16 protein-coding genes are annotated in these 20208 nt (G+C 59.6%); 7 read left to right on the plus strand and 9 right to left on the minus strand.

Annotated elements, in window-relative coordinates:
* Nucleotides 1-3: 3 nt before the first annotated feature.
* From ACID345_RS12500 to ACID345_RS12510, 3 genes are all read right to left on the minus strand, one after another.
* Entirely contained in the window at nucleotides 4-798 is a 795-nt protein-coding gene (locus ACID345_RS12500) for a DUF4262 domain-containing protein (protein WP_011523227.1), read from the minus strand.
* A 116-nt stretch (nucleotides 799-914) separates the two neighbouring features.
* Nucleotides 915-2207, minus strand: a complete 1293-nt coding sequence (locus tag ACID345_RS12505; RefSeq protein WP_011523228.1) for a type II toxin-antitoxin system HipA family toxin — start codon at nucleotides 2205-2207, stop codon at nucleotides 915-917.
* Nucleotides 2204-2518, minus strand: coding sequence for a helix-turn-helix domain-containing protein (locus ACID345_RS12510; RefSeq protein WP_228370644.1), 315 nt, complete (start codon nucleotides 2516-2518; stop codon nucleotides 2204-2206). The genes ACID345_RS12505 and ACID345_RS12510 overlap by 4 nt, the downstream gene beginning before the upstream one ends.
* Nucleotides 2519-2759: 241 nt before the next feature.
* Between ACID345_RS12510 and ACID345_RS26645 the strand changes: the two genes are divergently transcribed.
* On the plus strand, nucleotides 2760-3203 hold the full coding sequence (locus tag ACID345_RS26645; RefSeq protein WP_148210101.1) for a hypothetical protein: 444 nt from the start codon (nucleotides 2760-2762) through the stop codon (nucleotides 3201-3203).
* Nucleotides 3204-3258: 55 nt separating this feature from the next.
* Here ACID345_RS26645 and ACID345_RS12515 read toward each other — a convergent pair whose 3' ends face one another.
* The 5 genes from ACID345_RS12515 to ACID345_RS12540 form a co-directional block, all read right to left on the minus strand.
* Nucleotides 3259-3864: a hypothetical protein gene (locus ACID345_RS12515; protein ID WP_011523230.1), complete on the minus strand. Its 606-nt coding sequence runs from the start codon at nucleotides 3862-3864 to the stop codon at nucleotides 3259-3261.
* A gap of 477 nt (nucleotides 3865-4341) precedes the next feature.
* A complete protein-coding gene (locus tag ACID345_RS25525) occupies nucleotides 4342-4989 on the minus strand; it encodes a DUF6985 domain-containing protein (protein ID WP_011523231.1) in 648 nt (215 codons plus the stop codon).
* Between the two features lie 42 nt (nucleotides 4990-5031).
* Nucleotides 5032-5484, minus strand: a complete 453-nt coding sequence (locus ACID345_RS12530) for a putative quinol monooxygenase (protein ID WP_011523232.1) — start codon at nucleotides 5482-5484, stop codon at nucleotides 5032-5034.
* Between the two features lie 103 nt (nucleotides 5485-5587).
* Entirely contained in the window at nucleotides 5588-6619 is a 1032-nt protein-coding gene (locus ACID345_RS12535; RefSeq protein ID WP_011523233.1) for a GHMP kinase, read from the minus strand.
* Nucleotides 6620-6668: 49 nt separating this feature from the next.
* Complete coding sequence (locus ACID345_RS12540) at nucleotides 6669-7691, minus strand: YncE family protein (protein ID WP_011523234.1); 1023 nt, start codon at nucleotides 7689-7691, stop codon at nucleotides 6669-6671.
* 148 nt (nucleotides 7692-7839) lie between these two features.
* Between ACID345_RS12540 and ACID345_RS12545 the strand changes: the two genes are divergently transcribed.
* From ACID345_RS12545 to ACID345_RS12570, 6 genes are all read left to right on the plus strand, one after another.
* On the plus strand, nucleotides 7840-10104 hold the full coding sequence (locus ACID345_RS12545) for a TonB-dependent receptor (RefSeq protein WP_011523235.1): 2265 nt from the start codon (nucleotides 7840-7842) through the stop codon (nucleotides 10102-10104).
* A gap of 93 nt (nucleotides 10105-10197) precedes the next feature.
* Entirely contained in the window at nucleotides 10198-10491 is a 294-nt protein-coding gene (locus ACID345_RS12550) for a hypothetical protein (protein WP_011523236.1), read from the plus strand.
* An 86-nt stretch (nucleotides 10492-10577) separates the two neighbouring features.
* Nucleotides 10578-12572, plus strand: a complete 1995-nt coding sequence (locus tag ACID345_RS12555) for an OPT family oligopeptide transporter (RefSeq protein ID WP_011523237.1) — start codon at nucleotides 10578-10580, stop codon at nucleotides 12570-12572.
* Nucleotides 12572-13927 (plus strand): hypothetical protein, encoded by a 1356-nt coding sequence (locus ACID345_RS12560; RefSeq protein WP_011523238.1) that lies wholly within the window; start codon nucleotides 12572-12574, stop codon nucleotides 13925-13927. The genes ACID345_RS12555 and ACID345_RS12560 overlap by 1 nt, the downstream gene beginning before the upstream one ends.
* Before the next feature lie 59 nt (nucleotides 13928-13986).
* Nucleotides 13987-14679, plus strand: coding sequence for a Crp/Fnr family transcriptional regulator (locus ACID345_RS12565; RefSeq protein WP_011523239.1), 693 nt, complete (start codon nucleotides 13987-13989; stop codon nucleotides 14677-14679).
* 358 nt (nucleotides 14680-15037) lie between these two features.
* Nucleotides 15038-18727 carry a protease pro-enzyme activation domain-containing protein gene (locus ACID345_RS12570; protein WP_041855675.1) on the plus strand — a complete coding sequence of 1230 codons (3690 nt, stop codon included), beginning with the start codon at nucleotides 15038-15040 and terminating at the stop codon, nucleotides 18725-18727.
* Nucleotides 18728-18785: 58 nt separating this feature from the next.
* Here the strand turns inward: ACID345_RS12570 and ACID345_RS12575 are convergent, their stop codons facing one another.
* Entirely contained in the window at nucleotides 18786-20132 is a 1347-nt protein-coding gene (locus tag ACID345_RS12575; protein WP_011523241.1) for a tetratricopeptide repeat protein, read from the minus strand.
* Nucleotides 20133-20208: the final 76 nt, after the last annotated feature.

The following is a 20208-nucleotide window of genomic DNA, read 5'->3' on the forward strand; positions in this document are numbered from 1 at the left end:
TTGTTACTCTGCCTCATCTTCTGTCGCATGTTTGTTTCGTGTCCACGGCTCTCCGATTCCACGCCGTTCGGCGTACCAACCCAAGGGAAGATCGGCGAGTTCGGCAAAGCTTGGGTCGCGGTCGATCGGGTGGTGAAAGCAAGAGATCACCGGACCGCCGCCATCGGACATACTGTCGCCCAGAAACTGCCACGCACCGTCTTCGGCGTCGTGCGAGACATACGTTACTGGCTGGGTTCCCTGGTGGACCGACTCGGAGAGGAAGACCCGCGTGTGCGGATCATCTCGGAACTTCCAGTCAAACAAGCTGCTGTTTGAATCCGTTGAGGCCCAGAAGTCATTTTCGGCCTTTGTCATCGGAGCATCCGGCTGCATCAGGGGCTGCTCAAACGATTCGTCGAATCCTTCGTCCCCTGGGAAACGATTCTCCAAATCGGGATAGACCGCTTGAAGGACTGGAAACTCATCGCCCTGGTAATACCAGAGCGCCCAACCCATGAGTTGTTTGACCCATTTGGGATCGACGGCACGGAATTCGCATTCCACCTCTCCGACTACACCCCGGTGACGGCCCTGAGTAAGATCGACTCCGTCACGCTGCAACTTCGCTGCGTGATTCAGTGCAGAGTGTGCGGTCTTGGGTAACAGTCCAACCGTGATGATTTCGGGTTTTCCGGTGGTGTCGAAAACGCCGAGCGTGTAAGACCAGCCGAGGCCGTATTTCGTTCGCTCAACACTCACAATCGAACAGCCAAATTCTTCGACATGACGGATTGTGCGCTCATCCTGTTCGGACAACTCTGCAGCCCTGAACTTCCGGGTACGTGCAGTTGCAAATTGTCTTCTGCTTTGAGGCATTGCGAGCAGAAGGCTATCACGTCCGAGGTTGTTGGCGAGGACATGAAAGCCCGCGCCTATAACGGAAGCAAATCCTTACCAACGCGATCCCGCAGCGCTGCGGAGAGCCCGGCCTGCTTTGCAAACTGCGGCCAACCATCGATGGCGGCACGGACCTCGGACAGCGCGCGCTCCGGTCGTCTCACGCTGAAGCGATCGGCGACTGCGAGCAAGTCTTCCTTCGAGATGCCGTCGAACTTACGATTGACACTCATCAGGTGCTGGTAGGTCCATTCACCCTTGGGGTTGTAGGCGTGGGTCACATCGTAAGCAGGGGCTAGGCGCCACGGTTGGCCTTCGCGAAGGATGAAACTGAAGTTCTTGGTGTGATCGTCGCAGTTGCGCGCCATGACGTTGAATGCCATACGACGGAATATCTGGTCCAGTGCGCCATCGTCGAGCCCCAGCGCGCTGGCGGTCATAAAGAGCTGCGCATAATCGTGAGTTCCGCGCTGGCGGAAATCGAGATGATTCATGGCGCACAGGGTTTGAATGTGGTGCTTCCGCGTCTTGCCGTTGACCACTTCGCGATCGAACCGCCGGGTCATGAAATGCGCGCGGCCATTTTCCTCGAGCAGCCGCGACACCGCCATCTCGATGCCCGCACCGGTCGCCATCAGGTAGTACGCAAATTCGATGCGGCCATAGCCTTCGCCGGTCCCGAGCTCTTTATCTTTGCCTATGCCATCGAATTTCAGCAGCCAATGTTCGAAGCCGGGAGCGGCATCGAATTGTCCGCTGCGCACTTCGTCGGTTGCCGGGTTCCAGGCAATGACGGCCTTCGCTCGCGCCCCGCCCGCCGACGTTCCCACCTTGATGATATTGGCCAGCGCCGCCTGCGCTTCATGATCGACCGCGAAGGTTCCCTGCACCAGGCGCCGCGCCTCTTCCACCAGCTCTTTCATTTCGATCGGCGCGGAACTCTCGTTATGCGATCCTCTCGCGGGGCGAAACTCCAGCGCGCCCACTCCGCGCTTCCCCATGTACGCCAGGCGATCGAGCACTGTGATCGCGCTCTTCTCGACACCGCGCTGGGCCATCCAGGCATCGATGAGAGCATTGCCAAAATCATCAGGAAGAGCGTCCGCCAACAGCGCGGGCAAGCGAAAGTAGGTGGCTTCCGGTAGCGTCGGAAAAATGTAGATCGGCCCGCTTCCCTTCAACGGCATGTGCAAGGGAGCAAGCTCGACGCCAGTCCGCTTCCACGCCGGATCGTATTCGAAAGCGTAATACGCGAGAGTCGGATCGAGCGTGACTGCTCCCACGGTGCGCCCCCACGCGCGGGCCTCGATAACGGATACGTCTTTCACTGCGCATCCGCCTCGTTCTTCGACCGACGTACCCGACGCCGCACCCGCCCAGCGTGACGCAAAACTGCCAACGGGCTCACCGTGGGTTTGGGCGCAAGCAAGAGCAGTCCATCCAGCGAATCGAGCGCTTTCAAAACCCGCACCAGCGTTTCCACGCTCGATCCCCGGCCCGCCTCAAGATTGCGCAGCGCCTTTTCGGAGATACCGGCCTTCTCTGCCGTGGTGATCTGCTCAAGGTTCCTGGCGATGCGCAGTTCCCTGATCTGCTTGCCCAGGACAGCTTGCAGCTCCTGCGGGGACATAAAAGACATATCTGCCATATCGGCAATATTACACCGATTACTGCGGATTAGCCCATCTAATAGGCATATTTTTACCTATTATATACTTATATTTAACAGGCATTATATGACCTATTATGTCTTTGTTTGTGGAGATAATCGGTAGTATTAGGAGGTTAATAGAATATCGTGCGTAAGCCAATTTCGCGACAGTTTATGAATCGTATCGTGATATGCTCCGCGCTCCGCGCACGGCACTCCTGGAGGGTTCGTGATCAAACGGTATCGAGACTTTTTATCAGTCGGACTACTTGCCTTGCTGATCGGCCTCTCTGGCTGCGGTGGTAGTACGCACTCTACCGTCAACGATGTGACTGTGTCCGTTACGCCCGCGAGCGCTACCGTTGCCGCAAGCGGCCAGGTCAAGTTGACAGCCGTGATGAGCGGTTGCGGTTCCTCGTGTCCAGCCCCGGCGTTCACTTGGAGCATCGTCGAGTTACAGACCAATGGAGCGAGTGGGTCGCAATGCAATTGGGAGACAACGCCACCGCCCGGCCCGTGTCCAGATGGGACCCTTGAAGTAACGTCTGACTTTACGACAGCGACTTTCCACGCCCCGAGCAGTTCGGGAACAATTCACGTTGTCGCGCAGTTGACCGGGCTGGGCAATCCACCGACTACCAAGACCGGAACCGCGACCATAACTATTCCCTAGTCTCGGCGAAGAGTGTTTCCCGCAGATTCTCTGGCACTAATCGTTCTGCCACAACTCAGTAGAACGAGAACCTAACGAGATCGAGATTGAACACGGGAGTATCGACGATGGTGGTGTCTTTGGGGGCCTCCACCACCAGAACAAAGTAGTAGTGCCCTTGGGTCAAATCAAGATTTGCGCTGCCTTGGTTGTGACCAAACGGGAGTTGCGAAGTTGGCGCATTTACATAAAGGGAGGCTTGCAGATCCGACTGCATGGTCGCCGTTGCGCCAGCGACATAGGTCCACAGCACTCCTTCGACGGTGAACAAGTTGGGTGACTGGTCGCTGTTGAAGGTACCAAGTTGGACCGAGCCGATCGTGGCATTCACGGACCCGCTGCAGTTCTGTACGTTGCACACTCGGATTTGGAATATCAGGTCGCTGGGGTTGTACGAGCCCCCGGTGATCTGTCCGGAGATGATGAATTTCGCGCTGGTCCCGACAAAATTCAGAGTCCGGCTGGCGCTCCCTAACCCGGTGCCGAGATCAATCGTCTCGATAACGCTGGCGTGCCCCGGCTGCGGGCCGTTCGTGGGGTTATGGTGCACGTTGATGTAGGTCTGTGCCGATGCAAAAGCTGAGAGCACAACAAGAATCGCCAGAGCCTTGAAGTACTTCATAGCACTTCCTCCTCAAATGGCAGAGATGAGCGACAGGATGATAACTGCTGATAACAGCGCCTTACCGCGACCTATTTCCCGCACCCCGATTACTTGCGAGAAGGCGATTTGTCGTCAGCTCACAACCTGTACAGTCGCCCTGGGTCCAACAAGAATAATCAGCCACGAGGGGCGCTGAGAATTATTGCCTCCGCAACGCGCGAACGCCATAGAAATTCCGGGCTTGCAGTGCCTCGGTCATGGAAGGGTGTAGCGACGAGTTTGCCCGGCAACAACAACTCGCAGATCAGGTCAGGTACGGAACCAGCCTTGAGTTGAGGCTGGATGAGGACAAGCACAACCGTTAGCGCAGATCCAATCAGGGCAGCGATCACAAGGCGCTTCACGGCCAGCGTTCTACTCCTTAGTGGTCGGCTCTTCCACATTGTTGGCGATAACAGGCCTACCACTACCGCTGCAGCTCGTACCCGCAAACCGTCACGAGACAATCCGGTCTTGTTCTTCCGGCAAATCCCAAGCATCGCTCGTAGTAATGTGTCCGTCCTGCGAACTAACCCGCGACAACTCCGCCCCCCGCCGAAACACGATCTGTAGCCCATGCTCCGGCTCCCAATCGCACTCGGCCAGCACCTGCACGTAAATCGCGCAATCCCGACGATGCCTGCGCGAGATGTGCACGGCCATCGGCTGTACATGCCGCCAGATCTCATCCGTGCTCTCGACGGAACATCCCAGGTCTACTTCGCTGACCAACTCCTGCATCAGGTTGTAGTCTGCGACGACGTACCCGCTCGCGGCCACCCGCGCTTCTGGTCCAAGCTTAAGGAACTCACCGACGGCCTCTTCGATTTCCTTCTGATCGCTTTCCTGCAGCCTGACAAGCATGAACGGAAGCTTCATCCCATCGAAGAACGGAACGGCAACCGGCACTGACGCAATCCACTCGGGAATGGCTTCGTAGCGGTGCAGCGGCCCCAGCGCGGATATCTGAATATCGAGCGGCGAATCGACCGTGATCCCTGACGGCGGCAGCGGTTCAGGCGTGCCGTCCGGACGCAGCGTAATGCCCATCTTCTTTGCGAATTCGGGATCGAACCACACAACCTTGGTTTTCGGCGGCTCCACAATGCTCCTGACGATCGCTGCTGAGAAACAAACGACAGTTAGTTATCGACTTTTTTTGAGTTTCTGAAATATCACGCTCATCGTTTCTGCGTCGAGCGTCTCCATGTCGACCAGCTTCAGTGACTTGACCATGTTCAGCGTTGTCGTTTTGTACTTCTGAAAGTGCAGTGTCTTGAGGTGAGACTCGTAGGCTTCCCGGGTGGCGTAAATTTCCAGAATCCTGATCTGGGTTGGTTCACCCTTCTGATACATGGGGAAAATGGCGATGACCCCCGGCTCCAACCTTACGGAAGCTCCGGCTTCTTCCTTCAGTATGGCCTTGTACGTGTCGATATAGGCCGAATGAATTTCAATCTCCGAGATGCGGACCATCATCTCCTCTTTCTGAGCGAAACCGGTGCTGCTACCGACGACCATCAACAGCATCACGAGAGCGCAAGTCAAATAGCAAAAGCGCATTTCTATGCGGATGAGCGTCAGTTTCAGCTTTTGCAATGTGTTCTCCTCACTTTCGCGGCGTTAACAGGGCTTACCACAAGTAATCCTGACGGGTGCTTCATCTACGTCGCGCCTTTTGCCAGCCAGGGTGAGGATTCCTCTACTTACTCCGAACCTGCAGCCCCTTCCGGGCCACCTGCAACGGCAACACCGTAGCTCCCGCTTCGGCCAGCGCCGCGCTTACTTTATCGCGGGAATCTTCGTGGGTCATGATGATCACGCAGCCGCCGCCGCCGGCGCCGCAGACTTTCGCTGCGCGGGCGCCCTTCTTCCGGGCTACTTCGATCAGTTCATCAATGAACTTCGTCGTGATGTTCGGCGCGTTCGTTCGACGCTGCTTCCACTCTTCGCGCAGCAGGCGCGCGACTTCATCCCAATCGTGGGCGGCGAGCGCGTGGTGCATGCTGTCGGCGATGTCGGCGATGCGGTCGAAGTTGCGCTGCACAATGCTGTCGCCGTCGATGTGCGCTTTGAAGACCTCCCAGTTGTTGGTCCCCGATTGCCGCGGCGCGCCGGTATAGATCAGCACGAAGCGCTTCTCGATCTCCTCGGGTGCAACATCAATCGCCTCGCGGATTATTCCATCCGGCTGCAGATGCACCGCGTTCACGCCGCCATAAAGCGCCGGATAGTAATCCTGGCATCCGGTAGGAACGTTGATCACCTGCGCTTCAACGTTTTGCGAGATGGTGCGAATCTGCTCCAGCGTGAGCTTGCGACCGGTGAACCGCGCCAGCGCCGCGGTAATGGCGATCATCAGCGCCGACGAACCGGAGATTCCCGCGCCCGCGGGCGATTCGGAATTCGTCTCCAGGTTCAAGCCGCAGTCCGGCTCGAAGAAGCGCAGCAGTTGCGCGGCGAGTGCATGACGGTGTTCTTTCGCCGCACGCAGCGTCTTCAGGTCTTCGAAGTCGTCGCCACGCAGCGTGTCTTTTGAGATCAGCGAAATGTGGTCGTCGTCGCGGGCGGTGATCTGGCAGCGGGTCATGATATTGACCCCAAAATTCACCGTGACGGAGTTTTTATGAAAAAGGTAAAGAGGCCACAGATCGAGGGTGCCGCCGGCGAGGTCCACGCGACAGCACGCCTCGGCAATTACCTGTTGAGGAGAGCCGGGTTTCTTACGAGCCATGTCGCTGCTTTTGTATCACATACAGCGGTATGCCTCGCAGTGATGCCGGTTACTTATGAAGTGACGCCTCAGCCGGCGCCGCACTCGGCGCGGCACCACCGCTGATGTCTCTCACGATCAGCATCTTCGACCGGCCTTCGCGGCCACCTGGCAGGAACAACAAGCCCCGGCTGGCGTCGAACACCAGGCTATGGCCCTTCACATCCGCGGGAAGTTCATCCACCGCGCGCAGAACACCGCCATTCGCGCTGAAGGAAGCCACCGAGCCACCGCCCGCCGCGAACAACATCCGTGAAACGGGGTCGAAATCCAGGCTACTCACGCCGCGCGGCGCGGCCACTCGCGAGACTTCCGCGCCATTGGCCGCGTCCAGAGCCAGAACCGCTCCACGTACCGCGACATAGAGCCGGTGCGCGCCCGGGTCGAAGACCAGCGCCGTGGGCTGCGACGCCTGGAGCTTGAACTGCCCGACAACCTTCATTTGTGGGTCAATGCTCGCGACTTCGGCCGCGTCCTGTACGGAAACGTACGCGAGGTTGCCGTCGCCAACCGCGATGGCCTCGGGCCGGCCGTCGAGTTGCGCGGTGGCGATGGTCTTCCGCAGCGACGTATCCACGGCGGAGACGCTGGAATTCATCTTATCGCCGATGTAGAGCCGCAATCCGTCCGGCGAAAGCGCGATCACATCCGGCGAACCGTCCACGCTGAACGTGTCTTTTACCTGCCAGTCCTGCGAGGAGACCACGTTGATGGTGGAATTCGCGCAGGCGACGAAGAACCGGCTATTTTTCGCATCTACGGCGATGCCGCGCGGCTGCGCGATGTTCGTGATCTGCGCCACCATCCGCCGCTTCTGCGGATCGAAGACATCCACCGTGTTCGCGCCGGTATGTGCGATCACAACGAGGTTATTGGCGATCGCGACGGAGTCGAAACCCGGCCGCCCCGGCAGGTCGATCATCGCAACCGTGCTGAGGCGCGCCTGCGACGGCGGAGTGGCAGCGACCGGACGCGACTGGCTGAAGCCCGCGCCGACGAACAACGTAATCAAAAGAACAAGAACTTTTCGCATGAAGGTAAACGAACGAGCTACAGCTCTCGTCTGACCTTAGGATGCCGCTTCCCTCCTTTGCGGCTGTATCGCTACAATCGGGAGCACCTTCAGGCGGCAAGTTCGCGGTCTTCCGTCCTTATATAGGTTCCATTCCCGGGGAGCTTGAATGCGCTTTGGCCTGATCGCCACGCTGCTGTGGAGCTGTCTGTTCCCTGCGCTGGCCTGCGCGCAAAACGCGGAAATTACCGGCCATGTAGTGGATACCCAGGGCCGCCCCATCGCGGGCGCCGCCGTCTTTCTCGCCGAACGCAACCTCCGCACCGCCACTGATGCCACCGGACACTTCACTTTTGCGGCTGAATCCAGCACGCCCGCCGAGGTTCGCGTGGAAGTACCCGGCTTCGCGCCACAAACCGCGCAGGTTACGCCGGGAAATGACGCTGAAATCGCGCTTGTGCCCGCGACCGTCGCGCAGAACATCTCTGTCACCGCGACCCGCAGCAGTCTCTCCGAGGACGTTACCGCCTCCAGCGTGCGTGTGCTGCCATCCGAACAATTGGCCGACACCGCCGCCATCACCCTCGACGACAAACTCCGCCAGGTCCCCGGTTTCGAGCTCTTCCGCCGCTCCAGTTCGCGGGTATCCAATCCCACCAGCCAGGGCGTGAGCCTCCGCGGACTCGGTTCCACTGCCGCGAGCCGCACGTTGGTGCTCGCCGACCTGATCCCCGTGAATGATCCGTTCGGTGGATGGATCCACTGGGACGAAACCCCGCAGCTGCTGGTGCAGCAGGTGGAAGTGGTGCGCGGGGGCGGCTCGGACCTTTACGGCAGCAGCGCCATCGGCGGCGTGATGGACATTGTTGAGCATCCGCCGACGCTTGCCGCTGGACAACTCGATCTCGGCTACGGCCAGCAGAACACGCCGACCAGCTCGCTGATCGAAAGCCTCTCGCACGGCGAATGGCACGGGCTGTTCGCCGGCGACTTCGTGCGCACCGACGGATACACGCTCATCGCGCCCGACCAGCGCGGTGAGGTGGATACTCCGTCGAACGTGCACTACCAGAATGCGAATGCGCAGATCGAGCGAACGTTTGGCTCGCGCGGCAGCGCCTTCCTCGACGGCAATTTCCTGAACGAAGCGCGCTCGAACGGCACGTTTGTCCAGAACAACGCCACGCGGCTCTGGCGCTATAGCACCGGGCTGGACTGGGCCGTGACCAACACAAGTTCCTTCAAACTGCGCGCGTTCGGTGCGACCGAGCATTATCGCCAGAGCTTTTCGTCAGTGGCGCCCGACCGTGACAGCGAAACACTCACGCGACTCCAGCATGTCCCGACCGGCGAACTCGGCTTCAACGGACAATGGCTGCAATCATTCGGCGCACACTTCACGCTGCTGGCCGGCGCCGATTTCCTCGACGTTCGCGCCATGGATTACGAGCAGACATTCTTCGGCCATCCCACGGGTTATATCGATACGACGGGACGCCAGCGCGATACCGGCGTTTACGGAGAAGGCATCTTCCAGTACAACAACTGGACGATCACAGGATCGCTGCGCTTCGATCACTTCGTGAACCTCGACGCACAACAGTGGATTCGCGCGAAGGGCGCGCTGACCACGACGCCAATTGCCGACCGCACCGAGAATGTCCCCGACCCACGGCTCGGCGTGGTGCGCAGACTCACAAACAATATCGCGCTCACCGCCACGGCCTTCCGCGCCTTCCGCTCGCCGACGATGAACGAGCTCTACCGCACCGGGCAGGTCGGCCAGCAGATCACCATCGCGAACCCGCAACTGCGCTCTGAACGCGCTACGGGCTGGGAGGCCGGTGTCCAAATCGCCGCGCCTTCGCGCAATACCGCGGTGCGCGCCAGCTATTTCTGGACCGAGGTCAACCGCCCCGTCGTCGCCGTGACGCAATCGGTGAACGGCAACAGCATTACTCTTCTCCGCGAAAACGCCGGGCAAATCCGCAGCCGCGGTCTCGCGCTCGATGGCGACTGGATGCTGCGCCCCTGGCTCTTCTTCAGCGGCGGCTATCAGTACGCGGACGCCTCCGTGACGCGCTTCGACCAGACGCCGGCACTCATCGGCAACTGGATCCCGCAAGTCCCGCACAACACCGGCACGGTCCAGGCCACGCTTAACAAGAAACAATTCGGGACGCTCTCCATCCAGGTTCGTGGCAGCGGGCAGCAATTCGACGACGACCGCAACACCTTCCTGCTGCACAGTTTCTTCCGCACCGATCTCTTTGCCGCGCACGATTTCGGCCGCCACTTCCAGGTCTTCCTCTCGACGGAAAACCTCTTCGACCGCACCATTGAAGTCGGTCGCACGCCGGTGTTGACACTCGGCACGCCACGGTTGGTGCAAGGTGGGCTGAAGATTTTCTGGGCCAACGCCGACCGTTCTTAGCGCTACTCCCATTTTGGTTCTATCGGTTCAACTGAGTTCGCGATAGCCGACACGTCCTTGCAAAAGCCAAATACGCTGGGATAGGAGCGCGCTATGGAACTGCACTTTTGCAACGAAGAACTCAACCTCATCGCCAACCTGCTGATGGAGCACGGCGACAAATCGCACGCGCAAGATATCCTGTTGCGAAAGATCCTCTCGCAGGACCTGGTCTTCGACGGCGAACAGCTTGCACTGCTCGACGAGTTCCTGAAAGGCGTTCAGCACAACTTGCGCCACAGTGCGTTGCGCCATGGCGACGCCGCTAATGATCCAGACCTGACAACGACGATGGCAACGCTGGAAGGCGCGCTGGAAAAGGTCGAGGAAGCCTGCGCGACCGCGTAGCTGCGTCCGTGCCTTCGGTGAGCCACGTCACAGGATTTTGGCGGCGAAATCCATAGAATCCCTGCGGCTCAACTCAGGAGAACCGCATGGCTGCGCCGCAAACCACCCTCCCCACCAGCGCCTACCAAACGCTGAAACCCGGCGAGAAATATCCGCCCATCATCTCGCCGTCGCAGAACATTCCCGAACTCACACCGCGTTCGGTGATCTGGGGCATCGCGCTCTGCGTGCTTTTCACCGTCGCATCAGCGTATTCGGGATTGAAGGTGGGGCAGGTGATGGAGTCGGCAATCCCGATCTCGATCCTCGCTATAGGCCTTGCGCGCGCCTACAGCCGGCGTTCCACCATCCTCGAGAACGTGATCATGACCGGCATTGGCGGCGTCGCCGGATCGGTCGTCGCGGGCGCGATCTTCACCTTGCCGGCGCTCTACATCCTGAAGCTTGATCCACATCCGATGCAAACGGTCTTCATCTGCCTCGCCGGCGGATGCATGGGCGTGCTCTTCGTCATACCGCTGCGGCGCTACTTCGTCCGCGATATGCACGGACTGCTTCCCTACCCTGAAGCGACGGCCATTACCGAGGTGCTCGTCACCGGCGAAAAGGGTGGTTCGCAGGCGCGGCTGCTGCTGGAAGCTACGGCAATCTCCGGTGTGTATGACTTCTTCGTGACGACCTTCAGCGTGTGGAAGGAATACGTCAACTTCCAGTTCGTGCCGATTATGCAAAAGCTGAATGACAAAGCCCGCATGGTCGTCAGCTTCGATGCCATCAGCTTCATCCTCGGCCTCGGCTACGTAATCGGCCTGCGCAGCTCGATGATCCTGTGCGCTGGAGGCATGCTCTCGAACCTCGTGCTGGTGCCGTTGATCTGGTACGTGGGGAGCCATCTTGATTCTGCCGTCTATCCGGCACTGATTCCGATTTCCAAGATGACCGCAGTTCAGATCTATCGCAACTACGTGCGTTTCATCGGCGTCGGGACCATCGCGACGGCGGGCATTTTCGGCATCATCAAGTCGCTACGGATTGTCGCTAGTTCATTCGGCATCGCGCTCAAGGTCTTCCAGCGCTCGGAGTCCGTGGCACAACCGGAGCGCACCGACCGTGATATCTCCATGGTGACAATCGTTCTCGGCATCGTCGCCAGCGGCATCGGCGTGGCCGTGTTCATGGGCTTCCTGAAGCCATCGTGGCTGGTGGTGATGATCGGCATGCTGCTGACGGTCGTCTTCTCGTTCTTCTTTACGTCCGTCGCGGCGAATGCCATCGCGACCACGGCACGCAATCCCGTCAGCGGCATGACGATGTTGACGATCATCATTTCGTCGGCAGTGCTGTTGCAATTCGGGCTCTCAGGTACCATCGGCATGTTCTTCGTGATGGCGATTGCCGGCATGGTTTGCACCGCTTTATCGGTCAGCGGCCAGGCCATTACTGACTTCAAGGCCGGCTACTGGATCGGCTCGACCCCGTCGGCGCAGGAGAAGGTGAAGTTCTTTGGCGTGATCGCCGCTGCGATCGCGGCATCGCTAACTATCGTCATGCTGGCGCGTGGCTTCCAGTTCGGCGAAGCTGCGCTTGGCGATCTGCGGCCAGTACTGCCGTCACCGCAGGCTTCCATCATGAAGGCACTGGTCGAAGGATTGATGAGCCATCAACCGGTGGCGTATATGCTCTTCGGCGTAGGTGCGGTGATCGCCGTTATCCTCGAGATGCTGGGCATGCCGTCGCTACTCTTCGCGCTCGGCATGTATTTGCCACTGGAACTGAACACACCCGCGCTGGTGGGCGGCATGATTTCGCACTTCGTGAATAAGCGTGCCGAAAAGACCGGCGGCGATGCCGGCCGCAGCGTGCGCGAGCGTGGCGTTATCATCGCCTCAGGACTGATGGCGGGCGGTGCCCTCGGGGGCGTGCTCGGCGCGGCCTTGCGACTGCTGCCCAAATATCGTGAAGATTTGATTCACACCCCGTTCTTCAACAACGAGCCGGTGTCGCAAACGGTCTCGGCGGTGCTGTTCATCGGCCTCTGTCTTTATATGTGGTTCCGGTCACTCAGGAAGGAAGCGGAATAATGGACGTACTCGATCGAGCTATTGCCGACGCGGTTCTCGGCATTGATACCTTGTGGGGCGGCGACGTTATGAATCCCTCCGGCACCGGCCGCTTCATCGCCGACTCATGGTTCTCCGACGAACCGCTGCCCGCGGCGTACACGACTGCAAGCGCAGCACGCATGCGCGAAAGCGGCGGCGTGGGCGGCAAGCCGATCGATCGCGAAGCAGTTGAGGCTTACCTGCGCGACGTGAATCTTCCCGGTGCGATCGAAGCCGTACGCAGTGGCGCTGCGACAATCGGCGGATTGCGCGGGAAATATCTCGCGGGACTCGCCACCAGCCTCGAAGTAATGTGGGACCTTGCCATGGAACTGCTCGGCAAGGGTCCTGCAGTTCCCTATGCGCGCTGCGTGCAGGCTTCGTCGGCGATCGATCCGGAACCATCGCAACCCGAATCCAAGCGCGAACGTGTCGCGGAACTGCTGGCCGCTGCGGGATATTCACCTTCCGGGGGTCGCGACGCTCTTCTCTTGGCTGTCGATGCCTGGCGCAAAGCGCGCAATTCTCCGATGGCCTCGGTGAAGTCGCTCGGCGCCGCGGTCATCGCGCAGTTCGACAATCTGACCGCCGCCAACGCTCTACGCTTCCTGCCGAAAGAACTACACAACGTGCCCCGCGCTAACATCGAGTTTCTCTCGATCAAGGACGCATGGTTCTCCGGTTCCATGAACTACGTCGGCCGCGCCCGCAATGCCGACGGCTCGCCGAAGTACGAAGCCACCTACGAGATCAACGCTTCGTTGCAAATCAGCTTCCCGGAATTCCAGCAGCTGGTGAGCCACGAGGTCGTTCCCGGCCACGTCACCACGTTTGCATATTTGCAGAACCTATATCATCGCGGCCAAGCCGGCTTCGAAGCCACCGTGCTGACGATGAACACGCGTGCTGCGGCGCTCTTCGAGGGCATCGCCAACAATGCAATCCTGATCGCGCACGGCGTCACCGAAGTCGAGCAGCTTCCTGACGAAGACATGCAAATCGGCGTTCTGCTGGCGCTGCTGCAAGACGATGCCAAGAACCAGTCGTCGTACCTCACGTGGGGCGAGCAGCGGAATCAAACGGAAGTCGCGAACACATTGCGGCGCGAATTCCTGGTCAGCGAAGAGCGCGGCGACAAGCTCAGCGGTGCTTGGGGACAGCATCCCCTGCTGGGGCGCATGTATCTGCCTGCCTATCGAGCGGGAACCGACAAAGTTGCGAAGCTGCGTCGCGAACACTCGCCGGAAAAAGTACTGCCGGCCATCTACGGCTGCCGAGGGTTAGTGGACGTTGAGACCGTCAACGAAGTGCTGGCCCAGGAAAATCAGCAGTAGCGCAGGTTGCAGCGTGGGGCTATAAATACGCATCATCCTCCGGAAGACTGGAGTTGCTTATGCCCGCCAGCGCTGTTGCCCCCGCGGTTGACGTGAAGTCCCTGCTTTTCGACGGAGTCTCCGCGGCCGATCAGGAAGAAATTCTTGCCGACGCCTCCATCCGCAGCTTTGCCCCGCGCGAAATCATCATGCACCAGGGGGTGCGCGCCGAACGCTTCTTCCTGATGCGTAGCGGCTGCGCCCGCTTCTTCCTCGTCACTGAGAGCGGCAAGAAACTGCCGCTGCTTTGGGCGATGCCGGGTGACGTCGTCGGCGGCATGGGCGTGGTGATGCACCAGCGCAACTATCTCCTCAACTGCGAAGCGGTGCGGCCCACGCAAATTTATGTCTGGCGACGCGACGCGATCCGCAAACACCTGCTGCGCGTGCCACGCCTCCTCGACAACGGCATGCACATCGCATCGGCCTACATTGACTGGCTACTCAATGCGTACGCCAGCGTGACCTGTGACAGTGCGCGCGATCGCCTGGCCGATGTGCTGACCGGTTACGCAACGGCGATCGGCGAACCCTGTAAGGACGGCGTTTTGATTGATGCCACGAACGAAGAGTTCGCGCATGCCGCCCACATCACCAAGTACACGACATGCCGATTGCTCGCGGAATGGCAGAAGAGCGGCGTCATTGCAAAACGCCGTGGCAAGACCATCCTTCGCGACCCGGGGCGCCTGCGCAGGAAATCTTCGGGTTAGTTGCCACAGGGCAACGACACCTCCGTGGCCAATGTGAAATCCTCCGCAGCATTCCTGAGATGCGCGAACTGTTTCACGTCTATACGAACTCGTCTGAGCGGCGCTGGCGTGCCGTAGAACTGCGAGTCCGCGCACGTTTCCGCTATACCTCCGTTCCTGCTCCCATGCACTAGAAGTTTCCCTAGTTCTCTCCCGACAGACCCATGACTATGCTCCGACCCAGCTGCGTATAAGCGCCGGGGGTGCGAGAGTTTCGCAATCCTGCATTCCACCCGTCCCACAGGAGAACTCCTTGGATACAAGAAAATCGATTTGGCGATTCATAGGGCCCGCAATTCTCTGTCTGTCCGTAAACGCAATGGCGCAAGTAGCATCGCGCGTCACCGGCGATCTCAATAGTTCAGCGCGCGTACAACTGAAGGGCACGGCATCCCCGCTGGTTGCGCGCAGCACCGACAAAGGGCGCCTTCCCGGCGAACGCAACCTGGGGCGGATGGTGCTTCTGCTCGCGCCTACCACGCAGCAAGACGCAGCCGCAAAAGCATTGGTAAAGGACCTGCACGATTCATCCTCACCTAATTTTCATAAGTGGCTTACTCCCGCGGAATTCGGCAAGCGCTTCGGTGTATCGGAGAACGATGCTGCGGCGGTGCGCACCTGGCTGGAATCGAATGGCCTGACGGTGCACGAAGTGGCCGACGGCCGGCGGTTCATCGTCTTCAGCGGCAGCGTGTCGCAAGTGGAGAAGACGTTCGCAACCGAGATGCATTCCTATTCGCGCAACGGCAAGGAGTTCATCGCAAACGCCAGCGAAATCAAAATCCCCGCTGCGCTCGCGCCGGTTGTAAAGGGTGTGGTGCGTCTGCACAGCGATCCGCCGAAGTCACAGGCCTACATGGGAAAGAAGGTGCATTGGGACCCAACCAGCGGCCAATGGGAAGGCGGCGATGGCAGCCACTACCTGGCGCCGGCGGATTTCGCGAAGATCTACAACCTCGATCCGCTCTACAAGGCTGGGATTGACGGCACCGGCCAGACCATCGCGATCGTCGGCCGCGGCAACATTTTCCTAAGCGACGTGCAGAACTTCCGTACGCTCTTCAACCTTCCGGTGAACGATCCGGAGATCATCGTGAACGGCGACAATCCGGGCGAGACCAGTGGCGACGTTCCTGAGGCCACACTCGATGTGACCTGGTCCGGTGCCGTAGCGCCGAACGCGCACATCAAGTTCGTCGTCTCGCAGAGCAACTTCTCGGATGGCGTGGATGTTTCGGCAGCCTACATCGTCGACCACAACCTGGCGCCGGTCATGAGCACCAGCTTCGGCTTGTGCGAGGCGTATTTCACGCCAGTGCAGAATGCTTTTTATAACGCGCTGTGGCAGCAAGCCGCGGCGCAGGGCATCACGTCTTTCGTGTCAGCGGGTGACAATGGTGGCGCCGGTTGCGATGAACCGGGCGGCGGCACGTATGCGTTCAACGGCTTGAATGTCAGCGGTCTCGCTTCTACTCCTTACAACGTCGCGGTTGGTGGCACCCAGTTCGACGACACCGACGATCCGACTAAATACTGGGCCTCAACCAGCGATCCGACTACAGGTGCGTCGGCGCTCGGATACATTCCGGAGAAGGTCTGGAATGAAAGTTCGAACGATCCGAACAGCCCGGGACTTTGGGCGGGAAGCGGCGGCGTTAGTTCACTCTACAAACAGCCCGATTGGCAGACGGTTTCGACCTCGATTACCGGCGGGATGCGCGCGCTTCCTGATATCTCTCTCACGGCGGCGCAGCACGACGGCTATCTCGTCTGTCTCTTCCAGAATTGCAGTTACGGAGAATACTTCTACGTCTTCGGCGGAACGTCGGCGTCGAGTCCGGCAGCGGCCGGCATCATGGCGCTGGTGAACCAGAAGATGGGCGGCCAGCCCCAGGGCATGGCGAATTACGTCTTCTACAAACTCGCGAGCACGCCGGGAGTGTTTCACGATACAACGGTCGGCGATAACAAGGTGCCCGACGCGTCAGGCATGTACACCGTGGGCTACGACGCAGTATCGGGATACGACCTTGCTACCGGGCTCGGCTCCTTCGATGCCAACGCCTTGGTAAACAACTGGGCGGCAGCTTCGTCCGGTAACGCAGCGACCGTGACACTCGCAGTCGCTCCGGGGCAGGCGAAGAACGTGGAACATGGAACGGCGATTCCCTTCACCACGACCGTGAAGTGCAGTGGCACCGGATGTGAAGCTCCAACCGGTGCCGTCACACTGCAGGCTACGAGCAGTTCGTCGTCCGTGGGCATCGGCACTGGGGCGTTGACGCCGTCGTCTACCGGAAGCGTGGCGAATGTCACGTCGTCGGCGATTCCGGGCGGTTCCTACACGGTCGCAGCACGATATGGTGGCGACGGCACCTACTACGCTGCGGATTCCAACGGCGTGGGCTTCAGCGTAACTCCGGAAGCCAGCTACAGCCTGGTGGGCTCCGTGGGCGCGGGCGTCTTGACGATTGCTCCCATCACTGTGCAGTACGGCGAGCCGATCAACATGGGCGCCATCGTGGCCGGCAATTCGGGTGCGGGCTATCCCAGCGGCAACCTGAGCATCAGGGTGGACGGCGCACCCGCGACCACGATTGCGTTCGATCCCGGCTACGGCTCGCAGACGCCGAGTGCACTGAAGTTGAATTACGGCGAGAACTCCAACATCCTGATGCCGGGCATCACGACGCAGAGCCAGTCAAGCACGGTGTCGTACCTGCCTACCTATTGGGACAACAGTAGCGACACCTCGCATCCACTGAATGAATTCCATGCCGGACCGCACGTAGCACAGGTCACGTATCCCGGCGATGCCAGCTTCGCGGCGAACACATCGAATGCGTTCGCGTTCAACGTGAGCAAAGCCGATACGTTCATCGCGGACTTCTTCCCGCTCGGAACGCAGGTCGCAAATGTTCCCGTCCACCTGATGGGCGAAGTCTTGTTCATCAGCCAGTGGTTCGGCGTTTATACCGGAACCGTCTCAATCACCGACGTAACTTCAGGGACGCCGGTGGTGCTTGGCTCGGCGCCGATCAGCATGCAATATGGCGGATCCTATGACGTCACCGTCAAGGTCTCGACACCGGGCGACAACGAGTGCGGCAATCCCGGGGCGAATGAGTGTCACGTGCTCATCGTGAAGTTCAGCGGTGATCGCGACACCACACCGTCGTCGGGCAAGTATTTCGTCCCCTTCCCGGCGATGACCAGCAATGCGTACATCAGCCTGGGCTCCGATGTTCCGAGCGCAATCGCTGGCGCGCCGGTGAACCTGATTGCGCAGGTACAGAGCGACGTTCGCACTTACACGGCGACGGGCAGCGTGACGTTCTACGACGGCGCGACTGCGCTCGGCACCGCGGCACTCGACGCCACGGGAACGGCGACGTTGAACCTGACGACTCTGGCACCGGGCGTACATAGCAACATCACTGCGGTCTACAGCGGCGATGCAGTGCTGGCCAGCGTGAGTGGTGGACCGTACTCGGTGGCGATTCAGGACTACACCCTCACCGCGGATCCGGCCACGCTGTCCATCACCTCGGGTTCGAACGGCACGGCACAGATCAACATGCTGCCCATCGGTGGATCCACGCAGACGGTGCAGTTGTCGTGCGGATCGCTGCCCTCGAACATGAGCTGTACTTTTGCTCCCTCGTCGGTGACGCTTGACGGCACCAACGTGGGAACGACCACGTTAACTATCATCACCGGTCCATCCAGCACCGCGGCAAATCACGGCGCGTGGTGGGCCACCGCATCTACCATCGCGCTCGGACTGTTGTTTGTGCCGTTCACGCGTCGGAAGCGGATGAAGTCGCTACTCGGCTTCACCGCGCTGATGGCCGTGATGGTTGCGGGCATCGGTTGCGGCTCCAATAGCTCGACCGCGTTGCCTCCGTCGAAGAACGTAACGGCCGGAACCTATACGGTGAGCCTCACCGCTTCAGGTGGAACAGGGTCGGCGGCGAAGACGATTCCGTTGGTGGTTACCGTGAAGTAGAACGTTGCATCTAACCGACGCGCTCGCGAAATGCGGGCGCGTTTTTTGTGCTACTGATTCAGCTCGTCTTCGGGATCTGCAGGCTGGCGTCGAGGCGATGCGCTTCTTCAAACTCCGACTTGGCGCCCGCCGCGTCATTCAAGCGCAGAAGCGACATGCCGAGGTTGTAGTGGGCATGTGCGAAGTCCGGTTTCAGCTTCACGGCCTCGCGATAGTTCTCCGCCGCTTCCTTGAAATTGCCTTTGTTGAAGAGCGCAGTCGCGAAGTTGAAGCGAATGCCAGGATCGTCGGATTGCATCGGAACCAGCTTGCGATAGGTAGCAATCGCATCATCGAGTTTGTTGGAAGCGAGTTGGCAAGCGCCGAGTCCGGCGAGTGCATGGGTGAACTCCGGACGAGCAGCGAGTGCCTTCTGGTAAGAATCAATCGCCCTGGGATATTCCTTCTGCGTCTCATACGCATGGCCGAGGTTGTAGAGGCCATCGGGGTTGTCGGGCTTCAGCGCAAGGCCCTTCTCGTAAGAGTGCATCGCCTCTTTCGACTTGCCCTGCTCGGTGTAGGCCGCACCGAGGAGGAAGAGCACCTCCGGTTGATGCGCATCGAGGTGGAGGCTCTTGTTAAAGCTGACTTCGGCTTCCGGATATTGCTTTGCGGCGTACTGCGTTTGTCCTAACTGCGCCCACGCGACGGCACTCTTGGGATCGCCCTTGAGCGCCTTCTCATATTCCGTAATCGCTTCGTTGGTGCGGCCGAGTTGTTGCAAAGCGTTGGCGTAATTCTCCAGGACGTCGGGCGCATCGGGCTTCAGCGCCTTAGCTTTCTCCAGATACGGAAGCGCATCCTGCGCTTTCTGCGCGTGCAGCAGCGCGGCGCCGGCATTGCTCAAAGCGTCCACATTCTTCGGATCTTTCGAGGCCGCAGACTGGAACGCGCCGATGGCTTCATCGGTCTTGCCAAGCTTCAGCAAGGCTGCGCCCAGTCCGTTGTAGGCCTCGGCGTAATCGTCGTGAATCTCGATCGCCTTGCGATAGGAGCCCGCTGAATCCTCGTACTTGCCCTCGTGAAAGAGGGTGCGGCCGAGACTATTGTGGGCGACAGCGTCTTCCGGAGCGAGCCGAATTGCTTTTTGGAGATCGGTCTCCGATTCCGCATCCTTGCCGAGGACTTCCATTACCGTTCCGAGATTGCGAACGGCAGGTTCGTAATCGGACTGGACGGTGAGCGCCTTCTTGAACTGTTTTACCGCGCCGCGATAATCGCGCTTCGCCAATAACTCTTCACCATGCTTGTTGAGTTCGGCCGCGCTGTTCGCGTTGGGCGACTTGGGCTCCGCCAATGTGAAAACGGTGATAAGCACGAACAACAGGAACGGGAGAGAAACGAATTTAATTGAGGTCTGAGTCATGGCAGGAATTCGCGAGTCGAAGAGCCAGATGGCAGTGCTCGCCTAAAAACACTGTAGTTCGCGGACATGAGAGGTG

Origin of the sequence: Candidatus Koribacter versatilis Ellin345 (genome assembly GCF_000014005.1) — a bacterium.
GTDB lineage: Bacteria > Acidobacteriota > Terriglobia > Terriglobales > Acidobacteriaceae > Korobacter > Korobacter versatilis_A.

Excerpts from the sequence above, each read along its gene's own strand:
- ACID345_RS12565 (WP_011523239.1), top strand. The coding sequence starts at position 13,987 with ATGCCCGCCAGCGCTGTTGCCCCCGCGGTTGACGTGAAGTCCCTGCTT.
- ACID345_RS12535 (WP_011523233.1), bottom strand. The coding sequence starts at position 6,619 with ATGGCTCGTAAGAAACCCGGCTCTCCTCAACAGGTAATTGCCGAGGCG.
- ACID345_RS12540 (WP_011523234.1), bottom strand. The coding sequence starts at position 7,691 with ATGCGAAAAGTTCTTGTTCTTTTGATTACGTTGTTCGTCGGCGCGGGC.
- ACID345_RS12575 (WP_011523241.1), bottom strand. The coding sequence starts at position 20,132 with ATGACTCAGACCTCAATTAAATTCGTTTCTCTCCCGTTCCTGTTGTTC.
- ACID345_RS12515 (WP_011523230.1), bottom strand. The coding sequence starts at position 3,864 with ATGAAGTACTTCAAGGCTCTGGCGATTCTTGTTGTGCTCTCAGCTTTT.
- ACID345_RS12570 (WP_041855675.1), top strand. The coding sequence starts at position 15,038 with ATGGCGCAAGTAGCATCGCGCGTCACCGGCGATCTCAATAGTTCAGCG.
- ACID345_RS12510 (WP_228370644.1), bottom strand. The coding sequence starts at position 2,518 with ATGTCTTTTATGTCCCCGCAGGAGCTGCAAGCTGTCCTGGGCAAGCAG.
- ACID345_RS12560 (WP_011523238.1), top strand. The coding sequence starts at position 12,572 with ATGGACGTACTCGATCGAGCTATTGCCGACGCGGTTCTCGGCATTGAT.
- ACID345_RS12545 (WP_011523235.1), top strand. The coding sequence starts at position 7,840 with ATGCGCTTTGGCCTGATCGCCACGCTGCTGTGGAGCTGTCTGTTCCCT.
- ACID345_RS12555 (WP_011523237.1), top strand. The coding sequence starts at position 10,578 with ATGGCTGCGCCGCAAACCACCCTCCCCACCAGCGCCTACCAAACGCTG.
- ACID345_RS12550 (WP_011523236.1), top strand. The coding sequence starts at position 10,198 with ATGGAACTGCACTTTTGCAACGAAGAACTCAACCTCATCGCCAACCTG.